Source organism: Micromonospora sp. RB23 (assembly GCF_053585025.1).
On the sequence record NZ_CM132111.1, the window covers coordinates 5643960 to 5656760 of the forward strand.

Sequence of the window (12801 nt, forward strand, 5' to 3'; positions counted from 1 at the left end):
GCGTCGACCGACGTTCCCGGCCGGCGACGGCCCCACCGGCTAAGCCAACCAGGTTCCGCCGCCCGTGGGAGGGGCCAGCGGACGCGCTGTCGGCGCGGGGATTGCGCGGCGGCCACGAGGGTAGACGTGCCGCGGCGGCGACGCGGGCCGCCGCCGGACCCTCGAGGAGGCCCGATGGCGACCATGCCGGCCGACCGCAGCCCGGACAGCACCCTCGCCCTGCTGCGTGCCGGCTACCGGTTCATCGGTGAACGCTGCGACCGCTTCGGCAGCGACGTCTTCTCGACCCGGATCCTGCTCGCGCCGACCATCTGCCTACGGGGTCGGCCGGCCGCCGCGCTGTTCTACGACAACGAGCGCTTCCAGCGCGAGAGCGCCATGCCGCTGCGGGTACAGCGGACGCTCACCGGTCGGGGCGGCGTGCAGGGGCTGGACGGCGCGGCACACACCGACCGCAAGGCCATGTTCATGTCGATCATGACGCCGGCGGCGATCGGGCGGCTCGGGCAGCTCTTCGACGCCGAGTGGCGGGCACGGATTCCCGCCTGGGAGGCGGCCGGCGCGGTGCCGCTCTACGACGAGCTGGGCCGGCTGCTGACCCGGGTTGTCTGCTCCTGGGCCGGGGTGCCGCTGGCCACGTCACAGGTCGACCGCCGCGCCGTCGACCTGCACGCCATGATCGAGGGCCCGGCGCTCGTCGGCCCACGGCACTGGCGGGGCCTGCTCGCCCGCCGCCGCGCCGAACGCTGGATCGGCGACCTCGTCGAACAGACCCGGGTCGGCATCCACCCGGCCCCGGCCGACAGTCCCCTGCGGGTCGTCGCCGAGCACCGCGACGCGCACGGGGCGCTGCTCCCCCGCCGGATCGCCGCCGTGGAACTGCTCAACCTGCTGCGTCCCACCGTCGCCGTGGACCGGTACATCGTCTTCGCCGCGCTCGCCCTGCGCGACCATCCCGGCTGGCGTCAGCGGGTCCGGGGCGACGACGGGGCCACCGAGCAGTTCGTCCAGGAGGTACGCCGCTACTACCCGTTCTTTCCGATGGCCGCGGCCCGCGTCCGGCGCTCCTTCGACTGGCAGGGCCACCACTTCCCGCAGGGCCGGCGGGTGCTGCTCGACCTCTACGGCACGAACCACCACCCGGCGCTCTGGCCCGAACCGGAGCTGTTCCGCCCCGAGCGGTTCGCCGACCGCCGCGTGGACCCGTTCGCGCTGATCGCGCAGGGCGGCGGCGACCACGCCACCGGGCACCGCTGCGCCGGCGAGTGGATCACCATCGACCTGATGAAGCGGGCGGTCACGCACCTGACCGGCGACATGCGCTACGACGTGCCGCCGCAGGACCTCCGCCTGGACCTGCGGCGCATGCCCGCGCTGCCGCCCAGCCACCTGACCCTCACCAACGTCCGCCGCGCCTGACCCCCTCATGTCCGGGTGTCACCGCTCCGCGCCGGTTTGGACGGCCGCAGAGCGGGCAGGTGCAGCGGGCCGCACGCCCGCCGCACCTCACCCGCCAGGAGACGCCGATGCCCGCTCCGGCCACCGGTGACGCCCGGCGCCCCGCGCGTCACGACACCGGCGGAACGTCCCTGCCGATGGCGTACGTCCTGCCGCTGCGCTGGCACACCGACACCGGCCTGGACGAGCTGACCCACTACCTGCGCCGGCTGAACGGCCTCGTGGACGTCATCGTGGTCGACGGGTCACCACCGGAGCTGTTCGCCCGGCACGCCGAGGGGTGGCACGGGCTGGTCCGGCACCTGCGGCCCGACGCGAGCGGGCGCGGTCTCAACGGCAAGGTGGTGGGGGTGCACACCGGGATCGACGCGGCGCGCCACGAGTACGTGGTGATAGCCGACGACGACGTCCGGTACGACGAGGCCGGATTGCACGCGGTGCACCGGCTGCTGGACCGGGTCGACCTGGTCCGGCCGCAGAACTACTTCGATCCCCTGCCCTGGCACGCCTGGTGGGACACCGGCCGGACACTGCTCAACCGTGCCCTCGGAAACGACTACCCCGGCACCCTCGCGGTACGCCGCAGCACGTTCCTCGCCATGGGCGGGTACGACCACGACGTGCTCTTCGAGAACCTGGAGCTGATCCGTACCGTGCGCGGCCACGGTGGCGTCGAGGCCGCGCCGCCCTGGCTGTACGTACGCCGGTTGCCGCCGGACGCGGCGCACTTTCGGGGCCAGCGCGTCCGTCAGGCGTACGACGACCTGGCCCAGCCGGCCCGCCTCCTGACCGCGCTCGCGGTCCTGCCCGTGCTGGCCACGGCGGTCGCGTGCCGCCGGTCCCGGCTGCTGTTTCCGATGGCGGTCACCGTGGTCGCGCTGGCCGAGGCGGGTCGCCGCCGTGCGGCCGGCGTCACCGTCTTCCCCCCGACCACCCCGCTAGCCGCGCCGCTCTGGCTGCTCGAACGTGGCGTCTGTAGCTGGCTGGCGGTAACCCAACGCCTGCTACACGGCGGAGTCCGCTACGGCGACACGAGAATCCGCACCCCGGCCCACCGCCACGAAATCCCCGCGATCTTGCACTTTCTGCTGGGACAAAAGCGGCGCTAGCCCACATGACGGCAACAGGAAGTGCAAGATCGCGGGGAGATACGGCGACGGCTCGCAGCCACCGGAGTGGCCGCGAGCCGTCGTCGACGTCGGTGTCTTCAGGAACTGACCTGCTGGCGGGCCTGCTGGGCCTGGTCCTTGACGTCCTGGGCGGCCGACTTCCCGTCGTCCTTGACCGCGTGCACGGCGTCCTGGGCGGTGGACTTCACCGACTCGGCCGCGTGCTGGGCCGGCTCGCGCAGCTCGTCCTTGAGTTCGCTGGCAACCTCGCTCAGCTTCTCCTTGACGACGCCGCTGTGCTCGCCGACCTTCTCCTTGACCTGGGCGGCCGCCTGCTGCTCCCGGCGGGAGGCCGGGATCAGCGAGGAGGCCAGCCAGCCGACGCCAAAGGCGATCAGGCCGGCGGCGAGGGGATTGCCCTGCGACTTCTGCCGGATCACGCGGGGCGCGCTGTGGGCGGCGTCGCTGACCGAGGAGGCCGCCGAGTGCGCGGCGTCGCTGACGCTGGACGCCGCCGACGACGCCCGGTCGCCCACCGAGTGGGCGGCGTGGCCGGTGCCGTGGCCGAGGTCGGAAGCGGTTCCCATGACCTTGTCCCTCACATTCTGCAGCGCGGAACGCGCCCGCTGCTTACGGTCGTCGACGATGCGGCTGGGGCTGACCTTGTACGCCAGCGCGTCCACATCGGAGCTGAGGCTGTTGCGGGTGGCTTCGATCTCCCGGCGGATCTGGTCGGGATCGGTGCTCATCGGGTGACTCCCTCCGGGTGGGGCTTGAGCGCGTCGGGGATCCGCTGCACGCTGTCGTTGGTCTGCTTGAGCCCGCGTACGTGCTGGGCGTTCTTCTTGGCCGCCGAGTAGAGGACGGCGGCGACCACGGCCCAGACCACGGCCACGATGAGCGCGGCGAGGCCGGAGTCCATGACGTTGTCCAGGAACTGCCAGATGGCGATCGACACGAAGAGGGCCACCATGTAGCCGCCGAAGCCGGCGCCGCCGAAGAGGCCCGCCGCCTTGCCGGCCTTCTTGCCCTCCTGACGGATCTCGGCCTTGGCCAGCTCGACCTCCTGGCGCATCAGCGTCGACAGGTCGGTGGTGACCTGACGCATCAGGTCACCGAGCGAGCTGCCCTTCACCTCGGCCGCGGTGTGCGGGGCACCCGCGTCGGGGTGGTACCCGGAGTCCAGTCCGGACCCCTGCGTCGGCATGCTCATGCCGCCGCCTCCCTTCGGATGACTCGGCGCCTCACGGGCGGGGGCTGCCGCTGGACGGCACGCCCGGCAGCGGGTCGGTCTGGGTCACCGGCGGCAGCGGCTGACCGGTGCTCGCCGGCTCGGTGTAGCCACCCTGACGGGCCGGGTCGCTGTAGCCGCCCGGGGTCGGGTCGGCGTAACCGCCGGAGGTCGGCTCGGTGTAGGTGCCCGGGGTCGGGTCGAGGTAGCCGCCGGCCGGGGTGGCGTCCGCGGCCGTACGGGGCGCCGGCGGCGGCGTGGGGATCACCGCGGTGCGCTCCGGGTCGTACGCCCCGGCGCCGCGGTAGCCCGAGGAGCCGTTGCCGGAGTCGTCACCGGCGGCGGAGATGCCCTTGGTCAGACGACCGGCCAGCACACCGAGCACCGCCGCGCCGACCAGGAAGGTGCCCGGGTTGCGCCGCGCGTAGTCGCGTACCTCGTTGATCAGGTCGCCGGGCTCGCGCTCCTCGAGCCAGCCGGCCACGCCGTGCACCCGGTCGGCGGCCTGGCGGGCCAGCTCGCTCACCGGACCGGCCTGGCCGCCCTGCTCGGCCATCGAGCGCATCTCGTCGGCGATCGACCGCAGACCGCCGGCCGCGCGGCGCTGCTGCTCACCGGTCTGGCTGGCGAGCTGGGTGCGGGCCTCGCCGTAGAGGTTGCGGGCCTGCCGGACGGCCTCACGGCCGACCTCGGTGCCCTGCTCCTTGGCGGTCTGGGCGACCGCGCCACCGGCGTGTGCCGCCTCGGACCCGACGTGCCGGGCCTGCTCGCGGACGCCGCCGCCGTTGGTGGACTCCTGCCCGTACGTGGAGGACGTGGGTGACAGATCGTAAGTCATGATTTCCCTTCCGCTCGGAAGTGTCTTCGCGGTTGTACTGGGGGGATGCGGCCGTGTCGCCGTGGCCGCTGACGACTCACCTACCCTCCGTTTCGGCTTCCATACCTGTTCGTGCATTTCTCTGCGCGACTGCCGGGACGGACTTCAAAATGGAGGATCGTCGGGCTGCGTCACGTCGCCGCTGCGGACAGCGACGTTCGCGGGACCGGGCAGATCCATGAAAGGGGCACCGATGGCACGAGACGCGCGGGGCGGCCGGCCTGCCGCGCACCGACCCCGGGTGCAGGTCGCCGCGCTGGTCGTGGCCGGGGTCTTCCTGCTGATCGGCGTCCTCGGCTACATCCCCGGCATCACGACCGACTACGGCGAGCTGACCTTCGCCGGGCACCACTCAGACGCCAAGCTGCTCGGCGTGTTCCAGGTCTCGATCCTGCACAATGCCGTACACCTGCTGTTCGGGCTGGCGGGTCTGGCGCTGGCCCGCAGCGTCGCCGGCGCGCGGCTCTTCCTGGCCGGCGGCGGCGCGATCTACCTCGCCCTCTGGCTGTACGGGCTGGCGATCGAGGCCGTCGACGAGGACGGCGGCGCGAACATCCTCCCGGTCAACGACGCCGACAACTGGCTGCACCTCGCGCTCGGCTTCGGCATGCTCGCGCTCGGCCTGCTGTTGTCGAACGAGGCCGGGACGGGCGGACGCCTCGACACCCCGATCGACCGGCCCTGAGCTGCGGCTCCGCGCGTTTGACGGCGACGGTGAGCGGGGTACGTCACGGGTGATGATCCGTGAAGGGGGTCGATGACGATGCCTCGCTGGATACGCGACAACGCGCTCGCCGCCGCGATGCTGGGCGCCTTCGGAGTGTTCCTGGTCCTCCAGAGCATCTTCGGCTGGCAGACCCACAACGAGGAGCTGGTCGAGTTCGGGGCGGCACCGCTGAGCTGGCCGGCGTACCTGGCCAGCGGGCACTTCGCCGAGGCCGTCTTCGAGAACTGGGAGTCGGAGTTCCTCCAGATGGGCGGGTACGTGCTGCTCACCGCGTATCTGGTGCAGCGCGGCTCGGCCGAGTCGAAGCCGGTCGACCAGACCGACCGGCCGGAGGACGACGAGCGCCGGGCCACCGCGCGGTCGCCGTGGCCGGTACGCGCCGGTGGCCTGCCCCTGGTGGTCTACCGCAACAGCCTCTCCATCGCGCTGCTGCTGATCTTCGCCGGCTCGTTCGTCGGGCACCTGCTCGGCGGCACGGCCGCGTACAACCAGGAACAGGCGTTGCAGAGCGGAGCGCCGCCGATCGGCGTGTGGGACTTCCTGGGCACGAGCGACTTCTGGTTCCAGTCCATGCAGAACTGGCAGAGCGAGTTCCTGGCGGTCGGCGCACTGATCCTGCTGAGCATCGTGCTGCGCCAGCACGCGTCGCCGGAGTCGAAGCCGGTCACCGTGGCGCACGCCGAGACCGGCGCCTGAGGCCGCGCCACCCGGACGACCGCCGCCCGCCGGCGGCCGTCAGGCCGCGACCGGGAGCCGCTTGGCGAAGCAGACGCTGTACGGGTTGCCGACGTACTCGCCGTACACCGGGATCGGTTCGTAGCCGCACGACGTGTACAGCCCGATGGCCGCCGGCAGGTACGTGCCGGTCTCCAGGCAGACCACCGTGTGCCCCTGCCGGAACGCGCACTCCTCCAGGGCGGCGAGCAGTTGCCGGGCGATGCCCCTGCCCCGGTACGCCGGCCGGACGTACATCCGCTTGATCTCGCCGGTGACGGCGTCGAGCGACTGGAGTCCGCCGCAGGCGACCGCTCGTCCGCGCACCACCACCGCCAGGTAGCGAACGTCGTCGTGGGTGGCGGTGACCTGCCCGTCCAACCCGCCGTCGGCCTCGCGCAGCTCACGCTGCTGGGCGACGACCAGGGCGGCGATCTCGGGATCGATGGCGGGCCGCGACTCGATCAGCATCACCCGACGCTAGGTGGGATGGATTTCGCGGAGGTTTCCGGCAGTCAACCCGATCACGGAGCGCAACCGGCTACTCGGCGTCGTCCTCGATGTCGTCGTCGCCCACGTCCGCGCCGATCTCGTCCGCGCCGACCTCGTCCTCCGGGCGGACCCGGCGGGCCTTGCGCGCGGCGAGCCGCTCCGCCGCCGACGCCCGGCTCGACTTCTCCTCCAGGCGTACGTCGGTGCCCCGGTTACCGGGCACGAACTCCACGCCCGCGTAGAGCGTCGGCTGCCAGTCGAACTCGCGTTCACCGATCCGGACCAGGTCACCGGGCTCGGCACCGGCCTTGGCGAGCTTGTCCTCCACGCCGAGCCGGGCCAGCCGGTCGGCGAGGTAGCCGACCGCCTCGTCGTTGTCGAAGTTGGTCTGCTTGACCCACCGCTCCGGGCGTACACCGCGCACGGTGAACGACCCGTCGGCCTCGGCCGTGATGGTGAAGCCGGCGTCGTCCACGGCCATCGGCCGGATCACGATCCGGGTCGGCTCGGCCGGCGGGGTGGCCTTACGCTCGGCCTCGACCAGCTCGGCCATCGCGTACGTCAGCTCCTTGAGCCCTTCCCGGGTGGCCGCCGAGACCTCGAACACCCGGTAGCCCCGCTCCTCGAGGTCGGGGCGGACGATCTCGGCGAGGTCCCGGCCGTCCGGCACGTCGACCTTGTTGACGGCCACCAGTCGGGGGCGGTCGGCCAGCCCGCCGTACTGGCTCAGCTCGGCCTCGATCGCGTCGATGTCGGCGACCGGGTCGCGGCCCGGCTCCAGGGTCGCCGAGTCGATCACGTGCACCAGGACCGCGCAGCGCTCGATGTGCCGCAGGAACTCCAGGCCCAGGCCCTTACCGGTGGCCGCGCCGGGGATCAGACCCGGCACGTCGGCGACGGTGAAGGTGTGGTTGTCCAGCCGGACCACGCCGAGGTTGGGCACGAGGGTGGTGAACGGGTAGTCGGCGATCTTCGGCTTCGCGGCGGAGATGACCGAGATCAGCGACGACTTGCCGGCCGACGGGAAACCCACCAGGCCCACGTCGGCGACGCTCTTCAACTCCAGCACGATGTCGAGCTGGTCGCCGGGCTCGCCCAGTTCGGCGAAGCCGGGCGCCTTGCGCCGGGCGTTGGCCAGGGAGGCGTTGCCGCGCCCGCCGCGCCCGCCCCGGGCCACCTCGAAGGTGGTGCCGGCGCCGACCATGTCGGCCAGCACGGTGCCGTCGGTGGTCTGCACGACGGTGCCGTTGGGCACCTTGAGCACCAGGTTGTGGCCGTTGGCCCCGTCCCGGTTCGACCCGGCGCCGCCCTTGCCGTTGTCGGCCTTGACGTGCGGGTGGAAGTGGAAGTCGAGCAGCGTGGTCACCTGCGGGTCGACCACCAGCGACACGCTGCCGCCGTGCCCGCCGTTCCCGCCGTCCGGCCCACCGAAGGGCTTGAACTTCTCGCGGTGGATCGAGACACAACCGTGCCCACCATCGCCGGCCTGCAGATGCAGGACGACCCGGTCAACGAACGTCGCCACGGCGTCAATCCTTCCAGCGAGGGTCGACCCCGCACTTCGAAAAAACCAAGCGGGCCGGGACCCGGAGGTCCGCGGCCCGCTCAGCGAAGAGAACTACTGCTGCGGAACAATGCTGACGGTCTTGCGACCGCGCTTGGTGCCGAACAGAACCGAGCCGGCGGCCAGGGCGAACAGCGTGTCGTCGCCGCCACGGCCGACCAGGTCACCGGGGTGGAACTTGGTGCCACGCTGCCGGATGAGGATCTCACCGGCGCTGACGACCTGACCACCGAAGCGCTTCACGCCGAGTCGCTGGGCCGCGGAGTCACGACCGTTACGCGAGCTGGACGCACCCTTTTTGTGAGCCATTGGAGGACGACCTACTTCCCGCTGGAGATGCCGGTCACCTTGACCTGGGTCAACGGCTGGCGGTGACCCTGGCGCTTGTGGTAGCCGGTCTTGTTCTTGAACTTGTGGATCCGGATCTTCGGGCCCTTGGTGTGCGCGGCGATCTCGCCGGACACCGCGACCTCGGCAAGCTTCGCCGCGTCGGTCACCAGGTCGTCACCGTCGACGAGGAGCACCGCGGTGAGCTTCACCGCGTCACCGGGGGCACCGGTGAGCTTCTCGACCTCGATCACGTCGCCCTCGGCGACCTTGTACTGCTTGCCGCCGGTCTTGACGATCGCGTACATCGGAGGCGGACTCCCTGTCGTTGAGGCTGCTGACTGGTCGTCCCCGCGGCGGCTCGCCGGGTAGCAGTGCACGGCGGCGCGGGCACACGGGAACTCGGCACACCAAAGGTGGGCCGTAGGCAAGAGTACGCCATCCCCGCTGTGGACCCCAAACCGGCCCGCCCTGGTCACCGGGCGCAGAGCTGATCGAGGCGCTGCTGGAGCCGATCCAACTCGGTCTCGTCGATCGACTCGACGTCGACGCCGAGCGCGGCGACCTCCATGCCGAGGTCACTGAGCAGCGTCCTGAGCTGCGCGTCGGCGGCCCGTGCCCCCTGCTCCCGCAGCGCGGTCCGCCAGCCGGCCAGGGCCCCCTGCGCCCGGGTCCGGGCCGCGTCGGCCGTCACGGTGTCGCCCGCGCCCACCGCCGCCATCATCCGGCCCAGTTCCTCGACGTACTCCCGGACGGCGGTGACCCCGGCCCGCCGCGCCTCGGCGCAGACCTGGGCGTCACCGCCCGCCGCGCCACCGCCCAGCGGCGTACCGACCGGACCCGTCGACCCGGAGCCCCCTGCCGCGCCGGTCGGGCCCGCGCCGCCCGAGCGGCCGTCGGAGCAGCCCGCTCCGGCCACGAGTACGACCACCAGCAGGGTACGAGCGAGCAGCCGACGCATCTTCTTCTCCTGACCGGGGCCGACCGCCGCCGGGTCGGGGTGACCGAAGCGGTGAGGTCCCTCCCCCGTCACATTGCCGGGAAAGGGACCTCGTCAAACACCGGGCCGGTCAGCCGTCAGGGGCGGGTCCGCCGGCGGGCGCCACCCCGGCGGGAACGACGACGTCCGGCGCCACCCTCGGCGGCCTCCTCGTCGCCGTCGGCGTCGGCGAGAGCGTCCGGGTCGTCCGCGGCGGCCAGTCGGGAGGACTCACCCCGCTGGCTGTCGGACACCGCCGGAGCGGCCTCCGTCTCGGTCTCGTACCGGGAGAGGTCGTACCCCATCGTGTCCTGGTAGTCGGCGTCCGGTTCGGCGCGGTTGTCGGTGTCGACGACCTCGACCACGGCGCGCTCGGCCGGGGCGCTCTTGCGCGCCCGCCGGCGGGAGGACGGCGTGCCGTTCTCCGCGGCCGGGGCGGCCGGGGCGGCCGGCGCCGACGACGCGACCGCCTTGACCTTCTCCGCGGTCCCGCCGTTGCGCGGCTTCTCCGGCACCGGCTCGGTGTGGATTATGACGCCCCGGCCCTTGCAGCAGTCGCAGGTCTCGCTGAACGCCTCCAGCAGGCCCGCGCCGATCCGCTTACGGGTCATCTGCACCAGGCCGAGCGAGGTGATCTCGGTGACCTGGTGCTTGGTGCGGTCCCGACCCAGGCACTCGGTGAGCCGGCGCAGCACCAGCTCCCGGTTCGACTCGAGCACCATGTCGATGAAGTCGATCACCACGATGCCGCCGATGTCCCGCAGCCGGAGCTGGCGGACGATCTCCTCGGCCGCCTCCAGGTTGTTGCGGGTGACCGTCTCCTCCAGGTTGCCGCCGGAGCCGGTGTACTTGCCGGTGTTCACGTCGACGACCGTCATGGCCTCGGTCTTGTCGATCACCAACGAGCCACCCGAGGGCAGGAACACCTTGCGGTCCAGCCCCTTGATGATCTGCTCGTCGATCCGGTACTCGGCGAACACGTCGTTCGTCCCGACGTGCCGACGGACCCGGTCGACCAGGTCCGGGGAGACGTGCGACAGGTACGACTCGACCATGCCGTACGACTGCTCACCCTCGATGACCAGTTCGCGGAAGTCCTCGTTGAACAGGTCCCGGACCACCCGGATGACCAGGTCGGGCTCCTCGTACAGCAGCACCGGCGCGCCGCCCTCGGCGGCCTTGGCCTGGATGTCCTCCCACTGCGCCTGCAACCGCTTGACGTCGCGGGCCAGCTCGTCCTCGCTGGCGCCCTCGGCGGCCGTACGGACGATCACGCCGGCGCCGTCCGGGACCAGCTTCTTGAGCACGTCACGCAGCCGCTTGCGCTCGGTGTCCGGCAGCTTGCGGCTGATCCCGGACGCGTTGCCGTTGGGCACGTAGACCAGGTGCCGGCCGGAGAGCGCGATGTGACTGGTCAGCCGCGCGCCCTTGTGCCCGATCGGGTCCTTGGTGACCTGCACCAGCACCGAGTCGCCGGAGCGCAGCGCCTGCTCGATCGAGCGGGCACGCCCCTCCAGCCCGGAGGTGTCCCAGTTGACCTCGCCGGCGTAGAGCACCGCGTTGCGGCCCCGGCCGACGTCGACGAACGCCGCCTCCATGCTGGGCAGCACGTTCTGCACCTTGCCCAGGTAGACGTTGCCGGCCATCGTGCCGGAGGAGTTGCGGGTGACGTAGTGCTCGACCAGCACGCCGTCCTCCAGGACCGCGATCTGGGTGCGGTCGCCGCGCTGCCGGACCGCCATCACCCGGTCCACCGCCTCCCGGCGGGCCAGGAACTCCGACTCGCTGAGGATCGGGGGCCGCGTACGCCGCTGCTCCCGGCCGTCCCGGCGACGCTGGCGCTTGGCCTCCAGCCGGGTCGAGCCGGACACGCCCTGGACCTCGTCGACCGTACGACGGGGTTCGCGGATCTTGACCACGGTCGGCACGCCGTCGTCGGCGGCGCCTTCGGTGTCACCCGCGCCGCGGCGACGGCGACGGCGGCGACGGCGGGTCATCCCGTCCCCGCCCTCGGACTCCTCGTCCTCGTCGCTCTCCCCCTCGGCCTCGGCCTCGGCGGTCTCCTCCTCGGCCTGCGCAGCCTCGTCGGACTCCTCGTCCTCGGCCTCGTCGGCCCCGCCCTTGCCCCGGCCCCGACCACGGCGGCCACGGCGACGGCGACGGCGCGCGGCGGCGCTGTCCTCGTCGTCCTCGTCCGCCTCGGTGGCCTCGTCGGGCTCCTCGGTCGGCTCCTCCTCGGCCTCGACGGCCTCGATCGGCTCCACCGGCTCCACGTCGCGGCGGCCACGCCGGCGCCGACGCGACGGCTCGGCCTCGACGACCGGTTCCTCGGCGACCGGTGCGGGCTCCGCCGGGCGGGTCACCGGCACGGCGTCCGGCTGGGGCGCCATGAACAACACGGTGGGCGCGGAGAGGGCGGCCCGACGGCGGCGGGTCCTGGGCGGCTCCGCCTCGATGGCCTCGGCCGGCTCGATGGGCTCGTCCGTCACGTTCGCCACGGCGACACCGGGCGACACGTCGCCGAGCGCCTGCTCGGCGACGCCTGCCCCGGGCGCGGTCGGCGGCTCGTTCAGCTCGGCTTCGGCCTCGCGCAGGTCGGACTCCGCCGGGTTCTCGTCGGCGGGCTCGTCGGCCGGGCCGGCCGCCTCGGACTCGGGCGCGGCAGCGGACGGCTCGGGCTCGGCGACGGCGGGCGGCTCCTCGACGGCCGGCTCCGCGGCCACGGCGGGCTCGGGCTCCGCGACGGCGGGCGGCGTCGCCTTCTTGCGCCGGGTACGGGTCACCTTGACCGGAGGAACGACCTCCGGCGACGCCAGCTCCGCGCTGGCCGCGACCAGCGGCTCCTCGGCGGTCGTCTCGACCGGGGCGGCCTTGCGGCGGCGGCGCGGGGTCTTCGGGGCGACGTCCTGGTCGCCGGAGATCGGGGCGAAAACCTCCGCCTGCGGCGACTCGACGGCGCCGACCCCACCGGTGGACGCCTCGATGGGCGCCTCGGCCTGCTCCGGCTGGTTGAGCGGGGCCGCCCGACGTCGGGTGGTCCGCGCCCGTCGCGGAGGCGCGGCGGGCTCGGCGCTCTCGGCAGCGACCTGCTCCGTGCCGGCGACCTGTTCCGTGCCGGCGGTGCTGTCGGTGGTGCTGTTCTGCGCAGCGATGTCACCGGCCGGCTGTGAACCGGTCCGTTCGCCGCCCTCGGGCTCGTTCTCGAGCATGGACGTTCTCCAGTTCTGGCTGCCCCGGGCGCGGGTGAGCGCTGCCACGCAGGGTCGCCGCAAAAGTGTTTCCGCCGGGCGCGCATGGTGCGCGACCGCCGAAGTCTGCCTGCA

At 72.7% G+C, this 12801-nt stretch carries 13 protein-coding genes; 4 read left to right on the forward strand and 9 right to left on the reverse strand.

Annotated elements, in window-relative coordinates:
- Nucleotides 1–174: 174 nt before the first annotated feature.
- Together ACTFTM_RS25615 and ACTFTM_RS25620 are read left to right on the forward strand one after the other, a co-directional pair.
- Nucleotides 175–1419 carry a cytochrome P450 gene (locus ACTFTM_RS25615; RefSeq protein WP_449562984.1) on the forward strand — a complete coding sequence of 415 codons (1245 nt, stop codon included), beginning with the start codon at nucleotides 175–177 and terminating at the stop codon, nucleotides 1417–1419.
- A 107-nt stretch (nucleotides 1420–1526) separates the two neighbouring features.
- Entirely contained in the window at nucleotides 1527–2567 is a 1041-nt protein-coding gene (locus ACTFTM_RS25620) for a glycosyltransferase (protein ID WP_449562985.1), read from the forward strand.
- A gap of 98 nt (nucleotides 2568–2665) precedes the next feature.
- Here ACTFTM_RS25620 and ACTFTM_RS25625 read toward each other — a convergent pair whose 3' ends face one another.
- Genes ACTFTM_RS25625 through ACTFTM_RS25635 form a run of 3 tightly spaced genes read right to left on the reverse strand, consistent with a single transcriptional unit; the run spans nucleotide 2666 to nucleotide 4636 of the window.
- The gene (locus ACTFTM_RS25625) at nucleotides 2666–3316 is read right to left on the reverse strand and encodes a DUF3618 domain-containing protein (RefSeq protein WP_449562986.1); all 651 of its coding nucleotides are present in this window, start codon (nucleotides 3314–3316) and stop codon (nucleotides 2666–2668) included.
- Nucleotides 3313–3780 (reverse strand): phage holin family protein, encoded by a 468-nt coding sequence (locus ACTFTM_RS25630; protein WP_357397623.1) that lies wholly within the window; start codon nucleotides 3778–3780, stop codon nucleotides 3313–3315. The genes ACTFTM_RS25625 and ACTFTM_RS25630 overlap by 4 nt, the downstream gene beginning before the upstream one ends.
- 31 nt (nucleotides 3781–3811) lie before the next feature.
- Nucleotides 3812–4636, reverse strand: coding sequence for a hypothetical protein (locus tag ACTFTM_RS25635; RefSeq protein WP_449562987.1), 825 nt, complete (start codon nucleotides 4634–4636; stop codon nucleotides 3812–3814).
- Between the two features lie 232 nt (nucleotides 4637–4868).
- On the opposite strand from ACTFTM_RS25635, the gene ACTFTM_RS25640 reads away from it, so the two are divergent.
- The gene (locus ACTFTM_RS25640) at nucleotides 4869–5360 is read left to right on the forward strand and encodes a DUF4383 domain-containing protein (protein WP_449562988.1); all 492 of its coding nucleotides are present in this window, start codon (nucleotides 4869–4871) and stop codon (nucleotides 5358–5360) included.
- A 72-nt stretch (nucleotides 5361–5432) separates the two neighbouring features.
- Nucleotides 5433–6098, forward strand: a complete 666-nt coding sequence (locus ACTFTM_RS25645) for a DUF6766 family protein (protein ID WP_449562989.1) — start codon at nucleotides 5433–5435, stop codon at nucleotides 6096–6098.
- 39 nt (nucleotides 6099–6137) lie between these two features.
- Here ACTFTM_RS25645 and ACTFTM_RS25650 read toward each other — a convergent pair whose 3' ends face one another.
- The 6 genes from ACTFTM_RS25650 to ACTFTM_RS25675 all read right to left on the reverse strand — a co-directional run bounded on the left by ACTFTM_RS25650 (nucleotide 6138) and on the right by ACTFTM_RS25675 (nucleotide 12687).
- Nucleotides 6138–6587 carry a GNAT family N-acetyltransferase gene (locus ACTFTM_RS25650; protein WP_449562990.1) on the reverse strand — a complete coding sequence of 150 codons (450 nt, stop codon included), beginning with the start codon at nucleotides 6585–6587 and terminating at the stop codon, nucleotides 6138–6140.
- Between the two features lie 70 nt (nucleotides 6588–6657).
- A complete protein-coding gene (gene obgE / locus ACTFTM_RS25655; protein ID WP_449562991.1) occupies nucleotides 6658–8133 on the reverse strand; it encodes a GTPase ObgE in 1476 nt (491 codons plus the stop codon).
- 93 nt (nucleotides 8134–8226) lie between these two features.
- Nucleotides 8227–8481: a 50S ribosomal protein L27 gene (rpmA, locus tag ACTFTM_RS25660; RefSeq protein ID WP_043966727.1), complete on the reverse strand. Its 255-nt coding sequence runs from the start codon at nucleotides 8479–8481 to the stop codon at nucleotides 8227–8229.
- 11 nt (nucleotides 8482–8492) lie between these two features.
- The gene (rplU, locus tag ACTFTM_RS25665) at nucleotides 8493–8807 is read right to left on the reverse strand and encodes a 50S ribosomal protein L21 (RefSeq protein WP_007464063.1); all 315 of its coding nucleotides are present in this window, start codon (nucleotides 8805–8807) and stop codon (nucleotides 8493–8495) included.
- Between the two features lie 167 nt (nucleotides 8808–8974).
- Complete coding sequence (locus ACTFTM_RS25670; RefSeq protein WP_449562992.1) at nucleotides 8975–9460, reverse strand: hypothetical protein; 486 nt, start codon at nucleotides 9458–9460, stop codon at nucleotides 8975–8977.
- A gap of 116 nt (nucleotides 9461–9576) precedes the next feature.
- Complete coding sequence (locus ACTFTM_RS25675; protein WP_449562993.1) at nucleotides 9577–12687, reverse strand: Rne/Rng family ribonuclease; 3111 nt, start codon at nucleotides 12685–12687, stop codon at nucleotides 9577–9579.
- Nucleotides 12688–12801 lie beyond the last annotated feature (114 nt).